Below are 23,583 nucleotides of genomic sequence, written 5' to 3'. Positions count from 1 at the left end.
AGCACCGAGAGGAAGTAAGGCAAATGATTCGTACCGGGACGCGCCGAATCGCGCTGACCGCCGTGGCGGGGGCATCTGTCCTCGCGCTCGCACTCACCGGTTGCTCGACCGGGGACAGCGGGTCCGACGGCAAGGGCTCGAGCGACCGCGCACTGCGTGTGTGGGCCGGCAGCCAGACGCCGATCAAGGCGAACTACAACCCCTTCGCCCCGACCGTGCTGCACGGCGCGCTCGGGCCGGTCTACGAGCCGCTGTTCTTCTACAACAAGACGGCGGACGACGCTCCCGTCGGCCTGCTCGGCGACTCGTTCGAGTACAACGAGGACGGCACCGAGATCACCGTCAAGATCAAGAGCGGGCTCAAGTGGTCCGACGGCGAGCCGCTCACGGCCGAGGACGTGGCGTTCACATTCGGCTACGCGGGCAACAACCCCGAGAGTAACGGCCTGGTGTCCGCGGAGGCGAGCGACGACACCACCGTCGTCCTGAAGTACAAGGCGGCGCAGTACACCACCGAGTTCCAGCGCATGGGCTCGACCTACATCCTGCCGAAGCACATCTGGGAGTCGATCACCGACTTCGCGAACTTCGCGAACGAGGAGCCGGTCGGGTCGGGTGCGTACGTCGTGGACAAGACCACGAGCGAGTCGTACAGCCTGGTGGCCAACAAGAACTTCCGCGATGCCGACAAGCTCGCCATCAAGAAGGTTCAGTACATCGCCGTCGACAACAACCAGACCGCGCAGGATCTGCTCGCCGCAGGCAAGCTCGACTGGACCGGAATGTTCATCCCGAACCCCGAGGATGTCACCAAGAACGGCAAGATCGAGTGGATCAACACGCCGCAGGACCCGACGGTGCTGTACACATGCTCGAACGCCGACCTGGGCTGCACCGGCGCGCAGACCGATGTCGCCGTGCGCCAGGCGCTGAACGTGGCGGTCGACCGCGGTGTCATCGACGAGAAGGCCTTCGTCGGTATGACCGGTGAGATCTCGCCGACCTTCGCGCAGATCCCGCGTGACGAGAAGTGGGTCGCCGACGACGCGAACAAGCTGAGTCCGCAGAAGGCCGACGCGGCGAAGGCCGGCGAGATCCTCGAGGCTGCCGGGTACGCGAAGGGCTCCGACGGGTTCTATGCGAAGGACGGCAAGACGCTCGAGATGAACCTCATCTCGGTCGACGGCTGGACCGACTACAACGACGCGGCGAAGCTGATGGGCGAGCAGGCGGCGGATGCCGGTATCAAGCTGAACGTCTCCACCGTGCAGTGGCAGGAGTTCTCCGACGCCCGTCAGGGCGGCGAGTTCCAGCTGATCGTCGGCGGCGTCGTCGGCACGTCTGTGGCCGACCCGTTCCAGATCTACCGCGACTGGTTCGGTGGCACCGCCGTCGGCTCGACCGCCAAGGTCGGTGAAGAGGTCCCCGCGGGCCGCTGGAACTTCAGCCGCTACAGCAACCCCGTCGTCGATGACGCCGTGCAGAAGGCGATCAGCACCAACGACGAGGCCACGAAGAAGGAGCTGTACGGCACGATCCAGACCGAGATCGTCCGCGACCTGCCGTACATCCCGTTGGTGATCAACGCGACCCAGACCTTCTACAACTCGAAGGAGTACACGGGCTGGCCGACCGAGGACGACCTGTACGCGTTCCCGCCGTCCTGGGGCGCCGTCGCGGCGGGTTACATCCTCCAGCACCTGAAGCCGGTGGAGTGACCTCCACGCCATGAGGTCAGCCGGGGCAGCAGTCAAGTCAAGGAAGTCGTGAAATGAAGTTCTATGCACGAAGGATCGGGTTCTACGCGTTCACGTTGTGGGCCGCGATCTCTCTCAACTTCCTGCTGCCCCGGCTGATGCCGGGCGACCCGGCCGACATCATGATCGCCAAGATGCAGCGCGCGGGTGGCGAGGTCTCCGAATCGACCATCCGCAACATCAAGATGCTCCTCGGCGGTGACGACGCACCCCTGTGGCAGCAGTACTTCCAGTACTGGGGCCAGATGTTCCGGGGCGACCTCGGGGTCTCGGTGACGAAGTTCCCCACCCCGGTCTCCGAGCTCATCGCCGACGCGCTGCCGTGGACGCTGATCCTGGTCGGGACAGCGACGATCATCTCCTTCGTCCTCGGTCTGGTACTCGGTGCCTGGACCGGCTGGAAGCGCGGCACATGGGTCGATCACCTCATCCCGGCGACGACCGTGCTGCAGTCCATCCCGTACTTCTGGCTGGCGCTGATCCTGGTGTTCATCTTCGCGGTGACGCTCGGCTGGTTCCCGATGTTCGGCGGGTACGACGTGTTCGAGTTCCCCGACGGACCGGAGGCGTCCTGGGCGTTCTTCGCGGATGCCTTCCGGCACGCGATCCTCCCCGCCATCACCATCGTGATCAGCACAGCCGGCGGGTGGCTGTTCGGGATGCGCAACATGATGGTCTCCACGCTCGCCGAGGACTACGTCGTGACTGCGGAGGCGAAGGGACTCCGACCTCGCCGGATCATGACCACGTACGCGGCGCGCAACGCTGCGATCCCGTCCATCGCCGGCTTCTCGATCACGCTCGGCTTCGTGGTCGCCGGCTCCATCGTCATGGAGCAGGTGTTCACCTACCCCGGCATCGGAAAGCTGATGTTCCAAGCCGTGACCAACAACGACTACGCGCTGATGCAGGGTCTGTTCCTCGTCATCACGATCGCGGTGCTCGGCGCCAACTTCTTCATGGACCTGGTGTACGGGTTCGTCGACCCGAGGGCACGCCAGAATGACTGAGACACAGACCGCCGCATCCGATGCGGATGAGATCAGCTACAACGCACCGACCACGGCGCCGGCGAGCACCGTCGCGCTGGCCACATCTCAGCAGCGACGAGGGCGCAGGATGGCGGCCCTTCGCACCCCGAAGTTCATCGTGGGCGTCACCCTGGTGGTCTTCACGGTCGCCTTCGCGCTGATCGCGCCGATCTTCGCGCAGAATCCGCGCAGCACCGCGAACGACTCGCTGCAGCCGCCGTCCTGGGAGCACCTTCTGGGCACCACGAAGCTGGGCAACGACATGTTCGCCCAGCTCGCGACCGGAGCACGCGGCTCGCTCGCCGTCGGCCTCGTGGCCGGACTGATCGCGATCCTGCTCTCGCTGCTCTTCGGCGTGCTGGCCGGCTACCTCGCCGGATGGCGGGAAGACGTCCTGGCGCTGATCACCAACGTGATGATCGTGATCCCGGGGCTCCCGCTCGTCATGGTCATCGCCTCGTTCGTGTCGAGTCGCAGCTGGCAGCTGGTCGCGGTGATCCTCGGCGTCACGTCGTGGGCGGGTGCCGCCTACGTTCTGCGGCTGCAGGCGCGCTCGCTGCGCACCCGGGACTACGTCTCGGCGGCAAAGGTCGCCGGAGAGCGGTCCTGGCGCACCATCCTCGTGGAGATCATGCCGAACCTGCTGCCGCTGCTCACCGCGCAGTTCCTGTTCGCGATCATCTTCGCCATCGTGAACGAGGCCGGCCTATCCTACCTCGGCCTCGGTCCGACCTCGTCGATCACCTGGGGCACGATCCTCAACGACGCGCAGTCGGGCCAGGCGCTCGGCCGTGGAGCGTGGTGGTGGTTCGTGCCGCCGGGCATCATGATCGCGATGCTCGGCTGCGGCCTCGCCCTGATCAACTTCTCGATCGACGAGGTCATCAATCCGAAGCTGCGCAACGCCCCGGCGGCTGCTCGCAGCGTGCGCAAGGCGGCCAAGACGAAGGGAGCCTCCGCATGACCGCGCCCGAAGCGGTGCTGACCGCACGCGACATCAGCATCGAGTACGAGGTCGATCCTCCGGTGAAGGCCGTTCGCGGCGTGTCGCTCACCCTGCACCGACGGTGAGATCCTCGGCCTGGCCGGAGAATCCGGCTGCGGCAAGACCACGCTCGCCTACGGCCTCACCCGGCTGCTGAAGCCGCCGGCGCTGATGACCGAGGGCGAGATCATCTTCCATGATCGCTCCGGCACCGACATCGACGTGGTGGCGCTGGCCGCCGACGGCCTCCGCGCCTTCCGCTGGGACAAGGTGTCGATGGTCTTCCAGGGTGCGATGAACTCGCTCAACCCGGTGATCAGCGTGAAGGCGCAGATCTACGACATCTTCGACACCCACCGGCCGGGCATGTCCAAGGCGGCGAAGAAGGAGCGCGCCGACGAGCTGCTCACTCTGGTCGGCGTCGATCCCAACCGCCTCAGCAGCTTCCCGCACGAGCTGTCCGGCGGCATGCGCCAGCGCATGATGATCGCGATGGCCCTGGCGCTCGACCCTCAGGTCATGATCATGGACGAGCCCACGACGGCGCTCGACGTCGTCGTGCAGCGCGGCATCATCCGCGAGATCATGCGGCTGCGCGAGAAGCTCGGCTTCGCCGTGATCTTCATCACCCACGACCTGCCGATGCTGATCGAGATCAGCGACCGCATCGCGGTCATGCTGCAGGGCCGGATCGTCGAGCAGGGCACGGCGGAGGAGATCTACCGCACACCGCAGCACGAGTACACCCGACGGCTGCTGTCCAGCTTCCCCAGCCTGCGCGGCGAGCGCGGCGACTTCGTGCGCACCGGCAGAATGCCGAGTCAGGAGCAGGTCCGATGAACGATCAGGCGAGGCCCACGCTCGAGGCCCGGAATCTGGTGAAGGACTTCACCCTGCGCTCCGGACTGAAGACCTCGAAGCTGCACGCGGTGAAGGACGTGTCGTTCACGATCGAGGCGGGGCGGACCATCGCGCTGGTGGGCGAGTCGGGCTCCGGAAAGTCGACGATCGCCAGGATGCTGATGAAGCTGGAGACGCCGACCTCGGGGCAGATCCTGCTGAACGGACGCAGCAGCGGCACGAGCGGGCGGGAGATCGCGAGGTACCGCTCCGACGTGCAGATGGTGTTCCAGGACCCGTTCGCGTCGCTGAACCCGTACCATTCGATCGCGCATCACCTGGAGCGGCCGCTGCGCATCCACCATCCGGAGCTGTCCGGGAAGCAGGTCAGGGCCAGGGCGCTGGAGCTTCTCGATCGGGTGCGCCTGTCGCCCGCCGACAGCTTCGCCGACCGCCGTCCGCACGAACTGTCCGGCGGGCAGCGTCAGCGCGTCGCGATCGCACGCGCGCTCGCGCCCGGCGCTCGCTTCATCGTGGCGGATGAGCCGGTGTCGATGCTCGACGTCTCGATCCGCCTCGGCGTGCTGAACCTGCTCGCCGACCTGCAGCGCGAGGATGACCTGGGCGTGCTCTACATCACGCACGACCTGGCCACCGCGCGGCACTTCAGCGACGAGATCATGGTGCTCTACCGGCGGCGACGTCGTGGAGCGCGGACCGGCGGACACCGTCATCCTCGACCCGCAGCACGACTACACCAAGACCCTGCTGAACGCCGCACCGGATCCCGAGAACCTCGGCAGGCTGCGCGACGAGGTGCGCCGGGAGCTCAGCGGCGTCTGACCCTGCTCCCGCCCCACAGCCCCCGCCCGCGCACGGCCCCTTGATGCGCGGGCGGGCTCTTCTTCTCCGGCATCCGGAACCGGTATGCTGGGCGGAGCAGTGCCCACGACACCATCACAACTGAAAAGCATGGCCGCACGACGCGTGCGGGAGAGCCCGGTGCTGGCAGCCGGGCACCGAAGGAGCAAGCCTCCCCGCCAATCTCTCAGGTACCCCCACCGCCCGCGTCCGGCCGCTCTGAAAGAGATGCGCACGCATCCGCCGACGGTGAAAGCCCCGAAACCCTTCTGGCTCCCTGAGCCTGTCGGACGGCTGGGCGAAGCTCTCAGGCCCATGACAGAGGGGGAGTTCGCAGGACGCGGTGATCCGCCGTGTCCCCACCCGCAACGGGAGAACTCATGACAGAACCCCGCTACACCCCGCTCCGCACGCGCCACGAGGCGCTCGGAGCGTCCTTCACCGACTTCGGCGGCTGGCAGATGCCGGTGCGCTACACGTCCGATCTCGCCGAGCACCACGCCGTGCGCCAGGCCGCCGGTGTCTTCGACATCTCGCACATGGCGGAGTTCACCGTCGTCGGCGGCCAGGCGGGGGAGTACCTCGACTACGCGCTCGCCGGCCGGCTCTCCGCCCTCGCCGTCGGCAAGGCCAAGTACTCGCTGCTGCTCGCCGAGGACGGCGGCATCATCGACGACGTCATCGTCTACCGGCTGCAGGACGCCGAGTACCTGATCATCTCGAACGCGGGAAACCGGGAGTTCGTCAGCGAGGCGCTCTCGGCGCGCGTGGAGCGGTTCGATGTCGCCGTCGCCGACGTCTCCGACGACTACGCGCTGATCGCCGTCCAGGGCCCGAAGGCAGAGACGATCGTCTCGGCGATCGAGGGTCTGGATGAGGTCAGCGTGCCGTGGGCAGAGCAGAAGTATTACGCCTGGGCGAGCGCGACCTTCGCAGGCGGGCCCGTGCTCGTCGCCCGTACCGGCTACACCGGTGAGGACGGTTTCGAGCTGCTGGTCGCCGCTTCGGACGCCGAGGCGATGTGGGATGCCGTTCTCGCCGCGGGTGAGCCGCACGGCCTCGTGCCCGCAGGCCTCGCAGCGCGCGACACCCTGCGCCTCGAGGCGGGCATGCCGCTGTACGGTCACGAGCTGAACCGCGAGACCCGGCCCGCGCAGGCCGGGCTGGGCCGCGTGGTCGTCGCCGACAAGGAGCGCTTCGTCGGCAAGGATGCCGTGACGCCGTCCGAGGATGCTCCGGTGCTGGTCGGCCTCGTCGCCGAGGGCCGCCGCGCCGGCCGCGCCGGCTATGCGGTCGTTCTCGAGGATGGCACCGCCGTGGGCGAGATCACCAGCGGCGCGCTGAGCCCGACCCTCGGGCATCCCATCGCCATGGCCTTCGTGGCACCGTCTCACAAGTCGGGGGAGACCCCGCTGTTCCTGGATGTGCGCGGGACGAAGATCCCCGCGACCGTGACCGCACTGCCTTTCTACCGGAGGACGAAATGACCGATCTGACCACCCTCAAGTACAGCGAAGAGCACGAGTGGGTCGCCCTCGAGGGCGCCGTCGCGACCGTCGGCATCACCGACTTCGCCGCTGACGCGCTCGGCGACATCGTCTTCGTGGAGCTGCCGGCCGTCGGCACCGAGCTGAGCCGCGGCGACGTGTTCGGCGAGGCCGAGTCGACCAAGTCGGTCTCCGAGCTCTACGCTCCCGTCTCTGGCACCGTCACCGAGATCAACGACGGCGTCGTCGACGACCCTGCGCTGCTGAACTCGTCGCCGTTCGAGGATGCCTGGCTGATCAAGGTCGAGGTCGCCGACGGCGCCCTCGACGGCCTGCTCGACCGCGACGGCTACGTCGCCATCACGGGGGCCTGATGGTCTCGTTCGCCGACCGCCACATCGGGCCGGACGCCGGTGACCGGGGGCGGATGCTCGATGCCCTCGGCGTCCCTTCGACGGGCTCAGGAACCCAGGACGACCCGATCGATGTGCTGATGCGCCAGGCCGTGCCGGGCTCGATCTTCACGCAGCCCGGGGAGACCGTCATCCCCGTCGCCGCGAGCGAGGCCGAGGCTCTCGTCGAGCTGCGCGCACTCGCGAGCCGCAACACCGTGAACCGGGCCATGATCGGGCTCGGCTACTACGGCACCATCACTCCCAGCGTGATCCAGCGCAACGTGCTGGAGAACCCGTCCTGGTACACGGCGTACACGCCGTACCAGCCGGAGATCTCGCAGGGTCGCCTGGAGGCGCTGATCAACTTCCAGACCATGGTGTCCGACCTCACCGGGCTCCAGACCGCCAACGCATCGATGCTCGACGAGTCCACGGCGGTCGCCGAGGGCATGCTGCTCGCGCGTCGTGCGTCGAAGACGAAGTCCCGGTCTTCGTCGTCGACGCCGATGCGCTGCCGCAGACCAAGGCGCTGCTGCACACCCGCGCCGAGGCGGTCGGCATCCAGCTCATGGAGCGGGACTTCGCCGCCGGCGAAGAGCTGCCCGACGAGCTGTTCGGCGTCTTCGTCCAGTACCCGGGTGCGTCGGGCCGGGTCGCCGACCCGAGTGCCGTGATCGACGCGGCGCACATCGCGGGCGGCCTCGCGGTGGTCGCCGCCGATCTGCTCGCGCTGACGCTGCTGCGCTCGCCCGGCTCGCTCGGCGCCGATGTGGCGGTGGGCACGACCCAGCGCTTCGGCGTGCCGATGGCGTTCGGCGGCCCGCACGCCGGCTACATGGCGGTGCGCACGGGTCTGGAGCGCCAGCTGCCCGGCCGCCTCGTCGGCGTCTCGCAGGATGCCTCCGGCTACCCCGCGTACCGGCTGGCGCTGCAGACCCGCGAGCAGCACATCCGCCGTGAGAAGGCCACCTCGAACATCTGCACCGCGCAGGTGCTGCTGGCCGTGATCGCCTCGATGTACGCCGTCTATCACGGCCCGGACGGGCTGCGCCACATCGCGTCCCGCGTTGGTGCGACCGCCCGCTTCCTCGGCACGGAGCTGGAGAAGGAGGGCGCCGAACTCGTGCACCGCGAGTTCTTCGACACTCTCTCGGTGCGGGTCCCCGGACGGGCGGCGGCGATCGTCGAGCGCGCGCACGATGAGTTCGGCACGCTGCTGCGGCTGGTGGACGAAGACACCGTCGGCGTCTCCGTCGACGAGACTACGACGCTCGAGGACGTCTTCCGCACCGTCGCCGCGTTCAGCCGGGCGCAGGAGGGCGGTGTCCGATCGTTCGGATTCCTGCCCGCACACGCCCTTCCCGACGCCCTGCTGCGCGAGGACGAGTACCTCACGCATCCGGTGTTCCACGCGCACCGTTCGGAGACCGCCATGATGCGGTACCTGAAGCAGCTCGCCGACCGTGACTACGCGCTCGACCGCGGCATGATCCCGCTGGGGTCCTGCACGATGAAGCTCAACGCGGCGACCGAGATGGCGGCCATCACCTGGCCGGAGTTCGCCCAGCTGCACCCGTTCGCCCCGCGCGCGGACGTCGAGGGGTCGCTCCAGATGATCGACCAGCTCGAGACGTGGCTCGCCGAGGTGACCGGGTACGACGCGGTCTCGCTTCAGCCGAACGCCGGCTCGCAGGGCGAGCTCGCGGGGCTGCTCGCGATCCGCGGCTACCACCTTGCGAACGGCGAGGAGCACCGCACGGTGTGCCTCATCCCGTCGTCCGCGCACGGCACGAACGCGGCATCCGCCGTGCTCGCCGGCATGAAGGTCGTCGTCGTGGCGACCGACGAGCTCGGCAACGTCGACCTCGACGACCTCCGCGCGAAGATCGAGGCGAACGCCGCCGAGCTCGCCGCGCTGATGATCACCTACCCGTCCACGCACGGCGTGTACGAGGAGCAGGTCACCGAGATCACGGCGGCCGTGCACGCGGCCGGCGGTCAGGTGTACGTCGACGGCGCGAACCTCAACGCCCTGCTCGGCTACGCGCGGTTCGGCGACCTGGGCGGCGACGTGTCGCACCTCAACCTGCACAAGACGTTCGCGATCCCGCACGGCGGCGGCGGACCGGGCATCGGGCCTGTGGCGGCCAAGGCGCATCTCGCGCCGCACCTGCCGGGACACCCGCAGGCGCAGAAGGACGCGCATGCGGGCGGATTCGTCTTCGCGGGCGGCCCGGTCTCCGGCGCACCGTACGGCTCCGCCGGCGTGCTTCCGATCTCGTGGGCGTACGTGCGGATGATGGGCGCGGCCGGCCTTCGCGAGGCGACAGCCGTGGCGGTGCTCTCCGCCAACTACATCGCCGCGCGCCTGGCCGACCACTACCCGGTGCTGTACACCGGTGAGAACGGCCGGGTCGCGCACGAGTGCATCCTGGATCTGCGCCCGCTCAAGGAGGCCACCGGGATCACCGTCGACGACGTCGCCAAGCGTCTCATCGACTACGGCTTCCACGCGCCCACCATGTCGTTCCCGGTCGCGGGCACGCTGATGGTCGAGCCGACGGAGTCCGAGGACCTGGGCGAGATCGAGCGGTTCATCGAGGCGATGATCATGATCAAGGCCGAGGCGGACGCTGTCGCGGCCGGCACCTGGCCGGCCGATGACAACCCGCTGGTGAACGCGCCGCACACCGCGGCCTCGCTGATCGCGGGCGACTGGACGCACGCCTACACGCGTGAGCAGGCGGCCTACCCGGTGCACGCGCAGATCTCGACCAAGTACTGGCCCCCGGTGCGCCGCATCGACAACGCCTGGGGCGACCGCAACCTCGTGTGCGCGTGCCCGCCGATCGAGGCGTTCGCCTGATCGCCGGCATCCGCCGCGGAATTCCGCCCCGTCGCCTCGTGCGACGGGGCGGAATTCGGTTAAGGGTGGATAACAGTTGTCGTCGATCACGCGCGCAGGACCGTAGAATCGACCCATGCTGTGCTCGAGGCTGAGCACGGAAACGCTCTACGTCCATAGGAGGACACAAGTGAAGCGCAACAAGATCGCACTCGCGAGTGCGGCACTGCTGGCGACGAGTGTGATCGCACTCGCCGGATGCACCTCGGGCTCCAACCCGGAACCGACCGACGGCGGCTCCGACGCCAACGTCGACCCGAACGCCATCATCAAGACGAACGGCTCCGAGCCCGAGAACCCGCTGATCCCGACGAACACCAACGAGGTCGGCGGCGGCAAGATCCTCGACGCGATCTTCGCGGGCCTCGCCTTCTACGACGGTGACGGCAAGCTGGTCAACGACATGGCCGACGAGATCAAGGTCGACGGCCCCACCACGCTGACCGTCACGCTCAAGAAGGGACAGAAGTTCACCGACGGCTCCGACGTGAAGTCGGACAACTTCATCAAGGCCTGGAACTGGGGTGCGCAGCTGTCGAACAAGCAGCTGAACCAGTCCTGGTTCGCCGACATCGTCGGCTACAGCGCCGAGAAGGACTCCGAGCTGACCGGTCTGAAGAAGGTCGACGATCAGACCTTCACGATCGAACTGTCCACCCCGGTCGCGAACGACTTCGCCACCCGTCTGGGCTACTCGGCGTTCTACCCGCTGCCCGACGTCGCCTTCGACGACATGGCCGCCTTCGGCGAGAACCCGATCGGCAACGGCCCGTACAAGCTGGCCAAGGAAGGCGCCTGGCAGCACGACGTCCAGATCGACCTGGTCAAGAACCCCGACTACAAGGGCGACCGCAAGGTGGAGAACGGCGGTCTGACGATCACGTTCTACGCCTCGTTCGACGCCGCGTACGCCGACCTGCAGGGCGGCAACGTCGACGTGATCGACCAGATCCCCGAGTCCTCGCTCGCCGTCTACCAGGACGAGCTCGGCGACCGTGCGGTCAACCAGCCGGCCGCGATCTTCCAGTCGTTCACCATCGGCGAGCAGATCAAGCACTTCTCCGGCGAAGAGGGCAACCTCCGTCGCCAGGCGATCTCGATGTCGATCAACCGCGACGAGATCACCGAAAAGGTGTTCAACGGCACCCGCACCCCGGCTGTCGACTTCACCTCCCCGGTGATCGACGGCGGCGGCGAGAAGCTCGACGGCGGCGACGTGCTGAAGTACAACCCCGACGAGGCGAAGAAGCTGTGGGCCGAGGCCGACGCGATCTCGCCGTGGTCGGGCAAGTTCGAGATCGCGTACAACTCCGACGGCCCCCACCAGGTGTGGGTCGACGCGGTGACCAACTCGATCAAGAACACGCTCGGCATCGACGCCGGCGGCAAGGCGTACGTCGACTTCGCCACGCTGCGCGCGGCGGTCAACGCCCGGGGCGCTGACGGCAAGCGCACCATCCAGACCGCGAACCGCTCCGGATGGCAGGCCGACTACCCGTCGCTGTACAACTTCCTGTTCCCGCTGTACGCGACCGGCGCCTCGTCGAACGACGGCGACTACTCCAACGCCGACGTCGACAAGGATCTCGCGGCCGGTGCTGCGGCGACCGACGAGAAGGACGCCCTCGCCGCCTACAAGAAGGCGCAGGAGCAGATCCTCAAGGACCTGCCGGTCATCCCGCTCTGGTACCAGAACGTGAACGGCGGCTTCTCCGAGGACGTGCAGAACGTCAAGTTCGGCTGGAACTCGGTGCCGCTCTACTACGAGATCACCAAGTCGAAGAAGTAAGCATTCGGTAAGGCACGTCATGAGGCGGCGACTCGAAACGGTCGTCGCCTCATGACGTGCCACGAGTGCCTTCACCTCCAAGAAAGGAGAGTGGATGTTTTCCTATATCCTTCGGCGGATCCTGCAGCTGATCCCGGTGTTCCTCGGATCCACACTGCTCATCTACGCGATGGTGTTCGCCATGCCGGGAGACCCGATCGCGGCGCTCTTCGGCGACAAGCCGCCCGCCCCCGCCCTGCTCGAGGCGATCCGCGCCCAGTACCACCTGGACCAGCCGTTCTTCGTGCAGTACTTCTACTACATGAAGGGCCTGCTGACCGGAGACATGGGCACCACGTTCTCCGGGCAGTCGGTCAATGAGGTCCTGGCCCGTACCCTGCCCGTGACCGCACGTCTGGCGATCATGGCGATCGCCATCGAGTTCGTCCTCTCGATCATCATCGGCACGATCTCCGCCCTGCGGAAGGGCAAGGTCACCGACAACGTGAACCTCGTCATCTCGCTGATCTTCCTCGCGATGCCGATCTTCGTGATGTGCTTCCTGGCCCAGTACTTCCTGGCGATCAAGCTCGGCTGGTTCCGGCCGACCGTGGGGGCGCAGAACGACTGGGGCGACCTGTGGCTCCCGGCCATCGTCCTCGGACTCAGCCTGTATGCGACCAGCATGCGCCTGATGCGCGGCACGGTCATCGAGACGCTGAACCAGGACTGGGTGCGCACGGCATACAGCAAGGGGCTGCCCGGGTACCGGGTGCTGCCCGTGCACGTGCTGCGCAACTCCCTGATCCCGGTGATCACCAACTCGGCGACGAACTTCGGTGTGCTGCTCGTCGGCGCCACCGTCACCGAGTACATCTTCAACATCCCAGGCGTCGGCAACGTCCTGTTCCAGGCGACTCTCAAGCACGAGGGGCCGACGATCGTGTCGTTCGTCACGATCTTCGTCATCATCTACGTGCTCGTGAACCTCGTCGTGGACCTGTTGTACGGCCTTCTCGACCCGAGGATCCGCTATGTCTGACCAGCACCCCACGCGCTTCGTCGCCCAAGCCGCCGCTGCGCAGCCGCCCACGGACGCGGTCCGTGTGAAGGGCAAGCCCTCGAACCTGTGGCGTGACGCCTGGCGCGACCTGCGCCGCCGCCCGATGTTCTGGATCTCTCTCGCCATCGTCGCGATCGTGCTGCTGATGGCGGTCTGGCCGACGCTCTTCACCCACACGCCTCCGAACGACAACTGCCAGCTGGCGAACTCGAACGGCGGTCCCGAGGCCGGGCACCCGCTCGGCTTCACGTTCCAGGGATGCGACATCTACGCCCGCATCGTCTGGGGCGCACGGACCTCGCTCGCGGTCGGCCTGTTCTCGGCGCTGATCGGTGCCATCATCGGACTGATCATGGGGGCGTTCGCCGGCTACTACGGCGGATGGCTCGATGCGGTGCTGTCCCGCATCGGCGACATCTTCTTCTCGATCCCCTACATCCTCGCCGCCGTCGTCGTCATGACGGTGCTCGCCGAGTACCGCAACGTCTTCACGCTCTCGTTCGCGATCGGCGGGTTCGCCTGGGCGGCCACCGCCCGCGTCGTGCGCGCCGAGGTGCTGAGGATCAGGCAGTCCGAGTTCATCACGGCGTCGCGTGCGCTGGGACGCGGACGATTCTCCACGCTCCTCTCGCACGTCCTGCCGAACTCGATCGCTCCGCTGCTGGTGCTGGCGACCCTCTCGATGGCGGGAGGCATCGTCGCCGAGGCGACGCTGACCTTCCTCGGCGTCGGTCTTCCCGACGACGTCATGTCGTGGGGTCGCGACATCAGCAACGCCCAGCGCAGCCTGCGCATCGCGCCGGAGTCGCTGATCTACCCGTCGATCGCGCTCACCATCACGGTGCTCGCGTTCATCCTGCTCGGCGAGCTCGTGCGAGACGCCATGGATCCGAGGGCGAGGGCCACCCGATGAGCTTCACAGCGAACGCGGACGACGCTCCGCTGCTCAGCATCCGTGACCTCAAGGTCGCCTTCCGCGGGCAGGACGGCGAGCGCGAGGTGCTGCACGGCGTCAGCTTCGACATCTTCCCGGGCGAGACCGTGGCGATCGTGGGGGAGTCCGGCTCGGGCAAGTCCACCACTGCTGCGGCCATCGTCGATCTGCTCCCTGGCACCGGCAAGGTGACCGGCGGGTCGATCACGATGGACGGCCGTGAGCTCACGAATCTCGGTCGCCGCGCCATGGAGGAACTCCGCGGGCGCGACATCGGCTTCGTACCGCAGGACCCGATGTCGAATCTCAACCCGGTGTGGAGCATCGGCTTCCAGGTGAAGGAGGCGATCCGCGCGAACGGACTGTCCCGCAGCCGGGCCGACACCAAGGCGCGCACGGTCGAGGTGCTCAAGCAGGCGGGGCTCGCGGACGCGGAGCGACGGCTGCACCAGTACCCGCACCAGTTCTCCGGGGGCATGCGCCAGCGCGCGCTGATCGGCATCGGTCTCGCCGCCGACCCGAAGCTGCTCATCGCGGATGAGCCGACCTCGGCGCTCGATGTGACGGTGCAGCGTGTGATCCTCGATCACATGGCCTCGCTGACGCGCGACCGCGGCACCTCGGTGCTGCTGATCACGCACGACCTCGGCCTCGCCGCCGAGCGCGCCTCGAAGATCATCGTGATGAACCAGGGCGAGATCGTCGAGTCGGGACCCAGCCGCGAGATCCTCGAGGATCCCCGGCATCCGTACACGAAGCGGCTCGTCGCCGCGGCACCGAGCGTGGCATCGCAGCGCATCCAGGCCGAGGTCGAGGATCGCGGTGTGACCGGTGCCGACGAGCTGAGCGGAACCACGATGGTCAAGGTGGAAGGGCTCACGAAGGACTTCAAGATCCGGCAGGGGAACTTCCGCAGCGAGCTGTTCCGCGCGGTCGACGACGTCAGCTTCGAGATCCCGCGCGGAAAGACGCTGGCGCTGGTGGGGGAGTCCGGCTCGGGCAAGACCACGGTGGCACGGATGGTGCTCCAGCTGGAGTCTCCCACAGCGGGTCTGATCGAGGTCGGCGGCGAGGACGTCTCGCACCTGTCCGGCGCGCAGGCGTTCCGGCTGCGGCGGCGCATGCAGCCGGTGTTCCAGGATCCGTACGGGTCCATGGACCCGCTGCGCAACATCGGCAACACGATCGCCGAGCCGCTGCACATCCACAGCGTCGGCGACCAGGCATCGCGCCGCGATCGCGTGCTGGAGCTGCTCGACCAGGTGGCGCTGCCGCCCGAGCTGGCGACGCGGTACCCGAACGAGCTGTCCGGCGGACAGCGGCAGCGTGTGGCGATCGCTCGCGCGCTGGCGCTCAAGCCCGAGGTCGTCGTGCTCGACGAGGCGGTCTCCGCGCTCGACGTGCTGGTGCAGGCGCAGATCCTGCGCCTGCTCACCGAGCTGCAGAGCGAGCTCGGACTGACCTACCTGTTCATCACGCACGACCTCGCCGTGGTGCGCGTCTCCAGCGACCTGGTGTGCGTGATGGAGAAGGGCAGGCTGGTGGAGCAGGGCACAGTCGACGAGATCTTCGCGAACCCCCAGCAGGAGTACACCGACCGTCTGCTGCAGGCGATTCCCGGGGCGTCGATCCCGCTCGGCGGTGCCGGGGCGTGACCGATTCCGATTCGCCGGTCGGCGTGCGGACGTTCCGCACGCCGACCGGCGTCGTCGCGTTCTTCGTCGCGGCGGCACTCGTGCTCTTCCTGCTCGGCGATGCGGTGATCCGCGGCAGCTGGCCGCTGATGCTGCTCATCGCCCCGTGGCCGCTGCTCGGGCTGTGGGTGATCTACGAGGGGTCGGCGTCGTCGTACGTGCGTGTGGACGAACGCGGCGTCGTCGTGCAGAACATGCTGCGCCGCACCTCGTTCGGATGGAAGCACCTCCGCGCCGCGGACTTCCGCTGGCAGCTGGAGTTCATCCTCGACGACGACTCGAAGGTGACCGCCATGGGCGGTCCCGCCCATGCCCGTGCTCGCCGCCAGACCGAGCGCGAGCGCGAGGTCGAGGGCGCGCGGGTGCCGGCAGGCGTGCGCGCGCTCACCGAGATCCAGGACCGTCAGGCGCAGGCGGATCAGACCGCGGATGCCCCGATCCGGCGCTCCTGGGACTGGATCGCGATCGCCGCCTTCGTGGTGATCGCGGTCTGGGCCGTCGTCGCCGTCTTGCTCACCCGCTGACCGGGCGCTTCCAGCCCCCTCGAAACTGCACGCCCGCGCCGAGACCGAGGTGCTACCTCCCCGTCTCGGAGGGGGCGTGCAGTTTCGTGAGGTGGCTCAGCGCCGAACCTGCGCAGCGTCGAGAGCTTCATCGTGTCGCGCGGACGTACCGGGCGCAGGCCCATGCTGCGAAGGGTCGCGTCCAGAGCGTCGTAATCCACCACCTCATCCCATCCCCAGCGGCCGAATCCGGCGAGGTGCCTCCGGAGTCGGTCCTCACGGGTCTTCTCGCCGATGATCGCGACGCTGGGATCGCCGAACTCGCCTGTGTACTTCACGAGCCCATCGGCCTCGCCTGCGGCATCCTCCCTCGCCCAGTAGAAGTCGGTCCGATCCTCGAACCCTTCGAAGAAGAACGTCTTCTGCAGCACGGGAACCTCATACCCCAGCCATTCGATGACGGCGAGACTTGCGGACTCGAGGACGCTCTCCGGGATTCCGGATGCCCGGCCCAGCGGCCAGCGCGCCTGCTGCCTGCCACGCCCGGAACCCAGGTCCTCGTTCAGAGCGAGAAGTCGTGGTCGAGTGATGGCGGTGTCGATTCTCATCAGGGCATCCGCGTAGGCGAGACCCTCGGCTGGCGCAGTACTGCGGGCGAGATCGACTGCAGTGCTGAGCGGGGCGGTGAGCGCGATCCCGTCTTCCACGATCGCCTCGCGGTCGTCCACCGACGTGTGCGTTCTGACGCCCTTGTACAGGCGAGACGAGCTCGACTCGGTGAGCACGTGAACGGGCCGAGTCGGGTAGGCGATCAGAACGCCGAGCAGCGCCGCCGCGGATTCATGGCAGAAGACGCGATCAGGGTTGACCATCGCCGCAGCGTGCACCTGGACGAGGTACTTCTCCCACGGCGGGAGCTCGGTCCAGGCTGCGACCTCCACGTATACACCGCGAAACAGCCTCTTGAGCGTCCCCGCATGCCACGCGCGTTCGGGGTGGACGACGGACTCGTCACGGGGAACGATGAGTGGGATGGGGCAGGGCAGGAGCATCTGAGCATCCTGCCGTGCCGAGAACCGCTGACTCGGGGTATCCACAGCCGCTACTCGGAGATCGTGAGACTCGCCACCTGTGGAGGACGAGTGAGACTACACGCCCGCGCCGAGACCGCGGTGCTACGCCCACGTCTCGGCGCGGGCGTGCAGCCTCGGAAAGGGTCAGCCGGGTAGGCCGAACAGAGCGGGCCATGTCGCGGCGGCCCAGGGGTACCCGACGAATGCGGTCGCGTCGATCAGGAAGTGCGCCACGAGGAACGGCAGCAGTCGCCCCGAGCGCGAGAACAGCCATCCGAACAGCAGGCCCATCGCGAGGTTCCCGACGAACGCGCCGGGGCCCTGGTACAGGTGATAGCTGGCGCGCAGGATGCTGGTCGAGAGAATGATCGACCAGGTGCCCCAGCCCAGCTGGCGCAGCCGGGCGAAGAGGTAGCCGAGCACCACGAACTCCTCCTGGATCGAGGCGCGTGCGGCCGAGAGCAGCAGGACCGGGACCGTCCACCAGTGCGCGGCGAGGCCGCCCGGGTCCACCGCCACGAACCAGCCGAGGGCGCGACCGGTGAGGTACAGGCCGATCCCGGGGATGCCGATCACCAGCACCAGCAGGATGCCGCGACCGGTGTCCCCGCCGACCCGTGTGCCGTCCAGCCCCAGCCTGCCCAGGTGCGGGCGACGATCCTGCCAGAGCAGGAAGCACACGAGGAGCACCGGCACGACGCCGAAGCCGATGCCCAGCACCTGGTAGATGAGGTCGAACACCTCACGGTCACTGCGCGACGGATTCAGCGTCGCGGTCTGGTCGGCCAGCGGGGTCGAGTCGGTGAGCCGGTAGACCAGCTGGACGATGGCGTAGATCGCCGACTGGCCCAGGCCGAGCGCGAGAACGATGGCGATCTCCCACCACAGGCGGGACCGTGATGAGGCGACGCGGTTCACGCCACCGATCGTATGACTTCGCGAGACTGCATGCCCGCGCCGAGACCGGGGTGCTGCGCCCCGTCTCGGCGCGGGCATGCAGTTTCGGGAGCCACTCAGGGGCGTTTGCTATTCTGTAACGTCGGTTTCCCGGCGCTTCTCCCACCTGTTTAGGACACCTTCATGGCGCACGCCCTCCGCCCGGACCTCCGCAACGTCGCAATCGTCGCTCACGTCGACCACGGCAAGACCACGCTCGTCGACGCGATGCTCCGTCAGACCGGCTCGTTCGGCGAGCACGCGCACGTCGAGGAGCGCGCGATGGACTCGAACGACCTCGAGCGCGAGAAAGGCATCACGATCCTCGCCAAGAACACGGCGATCACCTACAACGGCGCGCACACCGACGCGCCGGTCACGATCAACGTCGTCGACACCCCCGGCCACGCAGACTTCGGCGGCGAGGTCGAGCGCGCGCTGTCGATGGTCGACGGCGTGGTGCTGCTGGTCGACGCCAGCGAGGGCCCGCTGCCGCAGACCCGCTTCGTGCTGCGCAAGGCGCTCGAGGCGAAGCTGCCCGTCATCCTGCTGGTCAACAAGACCGACCGTCCCGACGCCCGCATCGCCGAGGTCGAGGAGGAGGCGCACGACCTGCTGCTGGGCCTGGCGTCCGACCTCGTCGACGACGTGCCCGACCTCGACGTGGACGCGCTTCTCGACGTGCCGGTGGTGTACGCGTCCGGCCGCGCCGGAGCGGCATCCGCGAACCGTCCCGAGAACGGCGCACTCCCCGACAACGACGATCTCGAACCGCTGTTCGAGGCGATCCTGAAGCACGTCCCGGCGCCGGCCTACGACGACGAGGCGCCGCTGCAGGCCTGGGTCACCAACCTCGACTCCAGCCCGTTCCTCGGCCGTCTCGCTCTGCTGCGCGTCTTCAACGGCACGCTGAAGAAGGGGCAGACGGTCGCCTGGGTGCGTCACGACGGCTCGCACGCGAACGCCCGCGTCACCGAGCTGCTCATGACGAAGGCGCTCGACCGGTACCCGGCCGAGTCCGCCGGTCCCGGTGACATCGTCGCTATCGCCGGATTCGACGACATCACCATCGGCGAGACCATCGCCGACCCCGAGGACGTGCGTCCGCTGCCCGCGATCCACGTCGACGACCCGGCCATCTCGATGACCATCGGCACCAACACCTCGCCGCTGGTCGGCAAGGTCAAGGGGCACAAGCTCACCGCGCGCATGGTGAAGGACCGCCTCGACCGCGAGCTGATCGGCAACGTGTCGCTCAAGGTCGTCGACGTGGGTCGTCCCGATGCCTGGGAGGTGCAGGGCCGTGGCGAGCTGGCGCTGGCCATCCTGGTCGAGAACATGCGCCGCGAGGGCTTCGAGCTCACCGTGGGCAAGCCGCAGGTGGTCACCCGCCGCAACGAGCACGGCAAGGTCACCGAGCCCTTCGAGCACCTCACGATCGACGCCCCCGAGGAGTATCTCGGTGCGATCACCCAGCTGCTGGCCGCGCGCAAGGGACGCATGGAGGGCATGAGCAACCACGGCACCGGCTGGGTGCGCATGGAGTTCGTCGTCCCCTCCCGTGGTCTCATCGGCTTCCGCACCGAGTTCATGTCCGTCACCCGTGGCACCGGCATCGCCAACGCGATCTCGCACGGCTACGACGAGTGGGCCGGACAGATCGTGGCCCGGGCATCCGGTTCGATCGTCGCCGACCGTGCCGGCGTCGTGACGCCGTTCGCGATGATGGCGCTGCAGGAGCGCATGAGCTTCTTCGTGAACCCGACCGAAGAGGTCTACGAGGGCATGGTCGTCGGCGAGAACACGCGCGCCGACGATATGGACGTGAACATCACCAAGGAGAAGAAGCTCACGAACATGCGCTCCTCCACCGCGGACGAGCTGGAGCGCCTCACCCCGCCGCGCCAGCTGTCGCTCGAGGAGAGCCTGGAGTTCGCCCGCGACGACGAATGCGTCGAGGTGACGCCCGAGAAGGTGCGCATCCGCAAGGTGATTCTGGATCAGACGATCCGCGCCCGCGAGACGGCCCGCCTGAAGCGCCAGGACTCAGGCGCCTGACCCCGTTCCCCACGACGGCCCCGGTCACGACCGGGGCCGTCGTCGTGTCCGGAGTACGACACATCACGATCCCATAACATACTTTCCCGAGAGCATGACGGCCGCATTCTGCGGAACCGGTCACGGAACATCCAGGTGGGAGACCGGTTTCGTCCAGGTCGGTATACCAGAGTCGATACCCGTGCCCGGGAAACCGCTCCCGATGAGCAGCCCTGTGCGGGGTCCGGGCCGACGACGACCCGAAAGTCGAAACCCCTCATGCTCCATGCCCCTACCACCCGTGCGTCCCGACGCGCCGCCGCCATGGCGCGCGCGCACGCCGACGTCACCACCCGGCAGCCGATCGCCCTCGGCATCGCCGTCGCCGTTCTGGCCGTCGCCGTGACCGCAGGCACGGCCTCGGCCGCTGCCGCCGCAGAAGGCGACGCCGCGCGCCCGGTCACGGTCTCGACGTTCGCCGCCGGCGCGCCGGACGCCACGGCCTCGGCGGGCACCTCTGGGGCCGATGTCAGGATCGAAGCGGTCAGCACCCTCCGCGACGCCCAGGATGCGCTGAGGGACGCCCAGGCCGCGACCCTCGAGGTCGCGACCGCGAACCTGCCGCTCGACCCGAAGGGCAGGACCGCGGTCGACACCAGTGAGCTCGCCGCGGGGATCACCTCGCTCGCGACCACCGAGGGCAGCGCGGGGCTGCGGATCGTGCTCGGCACGGAGGGCGTCGCCGAGGACACCGCGAGCACCGTTGCGCAGACCACCGAGCTGCGCAAGGCGCTCGACGTCGCCAAGCAGAAGAAGGCCGCGGCGGATGCTGCCGCGAAGAAGGCGGCCGAGGCCAGGAAGAAGGCGGCTGCTGCCGCCGCGGCACTGGCCCGCAACAACACCCCTGCGGGCGCGAAGGCCACGGCCAGGGCGATGATGTCGAGCCGGTACGGTTGGGGCGGCGACCAGTTCTCCTGCCTCTCCTCGCTGTGGACCAAGGAGTCCGGCTGGAACTACAAGGCGTACAACAACAACGGCGGCGCGACCGGCATCCCGCAGGCACTGCCCGGCAGCAAGATGGCGGCGGCCGGCAGCGACTGGCGCACCAACGCGGCCACGCAGATCTCGTGGGGGCTGGACTACATCAAGCGCGCGTACGGCACGCCGTGCAGCGCGTGGGGTCACTCCCAGGCCGTGAACTGGTACTGAGCACCGTCCTGCGCCGTCCTGCTCAGCGCAGCTCGCTGAGCAGGACGGCGCTGGTCCCGGTTCGAGAGCCTCGAACACGTGCGCGGCGTCGCCGGGGTAGGAGATGTAGTCGCCCGGATGCAGCAGCTCCGTCGGCATCCGACGGTCCGAGGCGGGCCGATCCGCTGAGCAGCACGACGTGCTCGGTCGTGCCCTGATGATGGGGGAGTGAGCGCCGTGGCTCGCCGGGCTCGGCCTGGATGATGTAGATGTCTCGGCGGGCGCCCGGCGGGCACGCCGAGAGCAGCGTCGCGACGTAGGGGGCGGCGGCGGACGGGACGCCGGCGTGCTCGTCGGCGCGGATGAGCCGCGGCGCGCTGGCGCGCTCCTCGACGAGCGTGGCGAACGGGATGCCGAGGGCGTCGCCGAGCGCCCACAGCGTCTCGACGCTGGGATTGCCCGCGCCGCTCTCGAGCTGTGACACGGTCGCCTTCGAGATTCCGGCGCGGCGAGCCAGCTCCGACACCGAGATGCCGGATGCCTCGCGCTCTCGGCGCAGCGCCCTGGCGATGCGTTCGCGCAGATCGTCCATGCGTTCAGTATCGCAAACGATCGTTCGGCTTGACGATCACTGTGAGAATGTTCAGAATGTTGTCCATGCGTTCGACAGATCGAACACCGGTGCGCGAGCGATCCGCGGAGGTGTGGCGGGAGGGCCTGGGCGTCGCGATCGCCACCAGTGCCTACGGCATCTCCTTCGGCGCGCTCGCCGTGGCGGCCGGCCTCGACGTCTGGCAGGCGTGCGTGCTGAGCCTGGTGATGTTCACCGGCGGCTCGCAGTTCGCGTTCATCGGCGTGTTCGCCTCCGGGGGAGTGGCCGCGCTGCCGGCTGCGATCGCCTCCGCGGGTCTGCTCGGCGTGCGCAACGTGGCCTACGGGATGAGGATCTCGCCGATCATCGGCTCCGGGTTCCGGCGCCGGGCCGCCGCTGCGCAGTTCACCATCGACGAGTCCACCGCGGTCGCGATCTCGCAGGACGATCCGCGTCTGGCGCGGCTCGGCTTCTGGGTCACCGGCCTCGGGATCTACCTGGGCTGGAACGCCACCACGCTGGTGGGCGCGCTGCTGGGCGATGTCCTCGGCGATCCGCGCGCCTGGGGCCTGGATGCGGCGGCGGCCGCCGCGTTCCTCGCGCTGCTGTGGCCCCGGCTCAAGCAGCGGCAGGCGATCGTCGTCGGCGTCGCCGCTGCCGTGGTCGCGGCGGCGCTCACGCCCGCGCTGATGCCCGGGCTCCCCGTCCTGGTCGCAGCGGTCGTCGCGATCGTGGTCGGCTGGTTCAACTGGCTGGGCCGTGACGAGAAGCGCGCCGCGGAGGAGGTCACATGAGCGTGTGGAGCGCCGTGCTGCTCGCGGCGTGCATCTGCGTCGCGCTGAAGGCGTTCGGGTACCTGATCCCGGCGAAGGTCATGGACGCGCCCCGCCCGGCGCGCATCTCGGATCTGCTGACGGTCGCGCTGCTGGCCGCCCTGGTCGCGGTGCAGACGCTCGGCGCCGGGCAGGCCGTCGTCGTCGATGCCCGGGTGCCCGCGGTGCTGGTGGCCGCCGGGCTGCTCTGGCTGCGTCAGTCGTTCCTCGTCGTCGTCGTCGCCGCCGCACTCGTCGCGGCGGTGCTGCGGATGCTGGGCTGGGCGGCCTGACCCCGTGAACTAGGCTTTCCCCGTGCCCCACTGGATCTCCCGCGGCCTGTCCTGGCTCGCCGCCGCCGTCGTCGGCGCGGTGTACGGCGTCGCCGCGACCATCGCGCACAGCTTCACCTGGGGCCCCGTCCCGGTCGGTATGATCCTCGGCGCGATCGCCTGCGCGGCGCTGCTGATCGCGTTGCGCGCTCTCACGCGCGACCGCTGGGCGGCGCTCGCCGCCGGGCTCGGCATGCTCGCGCTGATCTTCGTCATCTCGCAGCGCGGCCCGGGTGGATCGGTGATCGTGCCGAACACCCCGCTCGGTCAGATCTGGACCTTCCTGGTCGGTGCGATCGTGCTGCTGGTGGTCGCCTTCCCCGATCTCTCGAAGCTCCGCACGACGTCCGCACGACCCGAGACGGAGCCGGATCGGTCGTAGACTGGGCG

At 68.3% G+C, this 23,583-nt stretch carries 18 protein-coding genes, 3 pseudogenes and 1 riboswitch; of the genes and pseudogenes, 18 read left to right on the top strand and 3 right to left on the bottom strand.

Annotated features, from left to right (window positions below):
* Positions 1-23: 23 nt before the first annotated feature.
* The 13 genes and pseudogenes from L2X99_RS08800 (at position 24) to L2X99_RS08735 (ending at position 16,244) form a co-directional block, all read left to right on the top strand.
* Positions 24-1,718, top strand: a complete 1,695-nt coding sequence (locus tag L2X99_RS08800; RefSeq protein ID WP_236135873.1) for an ABC transporter substrate-binding protein — start codon at positions 24-26, stop codon at positions 1,716-1,718.
* Between the two features lie 53 nt (positions 1,719-1,771).
* Positions 1,772-2,767: an ABC transporter permease gene (locus L2X99_RS08795; RefSeq protein ID WP_236123990.1), complete on the top strand. Its 996-nt coding sequence runs from the start codon at positions 1,772-1,774 to the stop codon at positions 2,765-2,767.
* Complete coding sequence (locus L2X99_RS08790) at positions 2,760-3,752, top strand: ABC transporter permease (protein WP_236123992.1); 993 nt, start codon at positions 2,760-2,762, stop codon at positions 3,750-3,752. Before L2X99_RS08795 ends, L2X99_RS08790 begins: the two co-directional genes overlap by 8 nt.
* A pseudogene (locus tag L2X99_RS08785) lies at positions 3,749-4,613 on the top strand (ABC transporter ATP-binding protein). The gene L2X99_RS08790 and the pseudogene L2X99_RS08785 overlap by 4 nt, the downstream one beginning before the upstream one ends.
* Positions 4,610-5,456 (top strand): annotated as a pseudogene (locus L2X99_RS08780) (ABC transporter ATP-binding protein). The pseudogenes L2X99_RS08785 and L2X99_RS08780 overlap by 4 nt, the downstream one beginning before the upstream one ends.
* 137 nt (positions 5,457-5,593) lie before the next feature.
* Positions 5,594-5,687, top strand: a riboswitch (glycine riboswitch).
* A 167-nt stretch (positions 5,688-5,854) separates the two neighbouring features.
* Positions 5,855-6,961 carry a glycine cleavage system aminomethyltransferase GcvT gene (gene gcvT / locus L2X99_RS08770; RefSeq protein ID WP_236135872.1) on the top strand — a complete coding sequence of 369 codons (1,107 nt, stop codon included), beginning with the start codon at positions 5,855-5,857 and terminating at the stop codon, positions 6,959-6,961.
* Positions 6,958-7,335: a glycine cleavage system protein GcvH gene (gcvH, locus tag L2X99_RS08765; RefSeq protein ID WP_236123996.1), complete on the top strand. Its 378-nt coding sequence runs from the start codon at positions 6,958-6,960 to the stop codon at positions 7,333-7,335. Before gcvT ends, gcvH begins: the two co-directional genes overlap by 4 nt.
* Positions 7,335-10,222 (top strand): annotated as a pseudogene (gene gcvP, locus L2X99_RS08760) (aminomethyl-transferring glycine dehydrogenase). The gene gcvH and the pseudogene gcvP overlap by 1 nt, the downstream one beginning before the upstream one ends.
* A gap of 169 nt (positions 10,223-10,391) precedes the next feature.
* A complete protein-coding gene (locus L2X99_RS08755) occupies positions 10,392-12,050 on the top strand; it encodes a peptide ABC transporter substrate-binding protein (protein ID WP_236135871.1) in 1,659 nt (552 codons plus the stop codon).
* Positions 12,051-12,144: 94 nt separating this feature from the next.
* Positions 12,145-13,071, top strand: coding sequence for an ABC transporter permease (locus L2X99_RS08750; protein WP_236135870.1), 927 nt, complete (start codon positions 12,145-12,147; stop codon positions 13,069-13,071).
* Entirely contained in the window at positions 13,064-14,005 is a 942-nt protein-coding gene (locus tag L2X99_RS08745; RefSeq protein WP_236123999.1) for an ABC transporter permease, read from the top strand. Before L2X99_RS08750 ends, L2X99_RS08745 begins: the two co-directional genes overlap by 8 nt.
* A complete protein-coding gene (locus L2X99_RS08740; RefSeq protein ID WP_236124001.1) occupies positions 14,002-15,681 on the top strand; it encodes a dipeptide ABC transporter ATP-binding protein in 1,680 nt (559 codons plus the stop codon). The genes L2X99_RS08745 and L2X99_RS08740 overlap by 4 nt, the downstream gene beginning before the upstream one ends.
* Positions 15,678-16,244: a PH domain-containing protein gene (locus L2X99_RS08735; protein ID WP_236124003.1), complete on the top strand. Its 567-nt coding sequence runs from the start codon at positions 15,678-15,680 to the stop codon at positions 16,242-16,244. The genes L2X99_RS08740 and L2X99_RS08735 overlap by 4 nt, the downstream gene beginning before the upstream one ends.
* On the opposite strand, the gene L2X99_RS08730 is transcribed toward L2X99_RS08735, so the two are convergent.
* On the bottom strand, positions 16,139-17,164 hold the full coding sequence (locus tag L2X99_RS08730) for a hypothetical protein (RefSeq protein WP_236135869.1): 1,026 nt from the start codon (positions 17,162-17,164) through the stop codon (positions 16,139-16,141). The two genes, L2X99_RS08735 and L2X99_RS08730, sit on opposite strands and share 106 nt — an antisense overlap.
* A gap of 276 nt (positions 17,165-17,440) precedes the next feature.
* Positions 17,441-18,223, bottom strand: a complete 783-nt coding sequence (locus L2X99_RS08725; protein ID WP_442923523.1) for a CPBP family intramembrane glutamic endopeptidase — start codon at positions 18,221-18,223, stop codon at positions 17,441-17,443.
* Between the two features lie 153 nt (positions 18,224-18,376).
* Between L2X99_RS08725 and typA the strand changes: the two genes are divergently transcribed.
* Both typA and L2X99_RS08715 read left to right on the top strand, forming a co-directional pair.
* Complete coding sequence (gene typA, locus L2X99_RS08720; protein WP_236124007.1) at positions 18,377-20,290, top strand: translational GTPase TypA; 1,914 nt, start codon at positions 18,377-18,379, stop codon at positions 20,288-20,290.
* 258 nt (positions 20,291-20,548) lie between these two features.
* Positions 20,549-21,478, top strand: coding sequence for a phospholipase (locus L2X99_RS08715; RefSeq protein WP_236124008.1), 930 nt, complete (start codon positions 20,549-20,551; stop codon positions 21,476-21,478).
* Positions 21,479-21,500: 22 nt separating this feature from the next.
* Here L2X99_RS08715 and L2X99_RS08710 read toward each other — a convergent pair whose 3' ends face one another.
* On the bottom strand, positions 21,501-22,049 hold the full coding sequence (locus tag L2X99_RS08710; RefSeq protein WP_329608157.1) for a helix-turn-helix domain-containing protein: 549 nt from the start codon (positions 22,047-22,049) through the stop codon (positions 21,501-21,503).
* 65 nt (positions 22,050-22,114) lie between these two features.
* On the opposite strand from L2X99_RS08710, the gene L2X99_RS08705 reads away from it, so the two are divergent.
* From L2X99_RS08705 to L2X99_RS08695, 3 genes are read left to right on the top strand one after another with little or no spacing between them, the layout of a single operon-like run.
* Entirely contained in the window at positions 22,115-22,843 is a 729-nt protein-coding gene (locus L2X99_RS08705; RefSeq protein ID WP_236124010.1) for an AzlC family ABC transporter permease, read from the top strand.
* Entirely contained in the window at positions 22,840-23,154 is a 315-nt protein-coding gene (locus L2X99_RS08700; protein ID WP_236124011.1) for an AzlD domain-containing protein, read from the top strand. The genes L2X99_RS08705 and L2X99_RS08700 overlap by 4 nt, the downstream gene beginning before the upstream one ends.
* Positions 23,155-23,176: 22 nt before the next feature.
* The gene (locus L2X99_RS08695) at positions 23,177-23,575 is read left to right on the top strand and encodes a histidinol dehydrogenase (RefSeq protein ID WP_236135868.1); all 399 of its coding nucleotides are present in this window, start codon (positions 23,177-23,179) and stop codon (positions 23,573-23,575) included.
* Positions 23,576-23,583 lie beyond the last annotated feature (8 nt).

This window comes from Microbacterium sp. KUDC0406, assembly GCF_021582875.1.
Taxonomy (GTDB): domain Bacteria; phylum Actinomycetota; class Actinomycetes; order Actinomycetales; family Microbacteriaceae; genus Microbacterium.
Note: the sequence above shows the minus strand (reverse complement) of the source record. Positions and strands in the feature narration are given on the sequence as shown.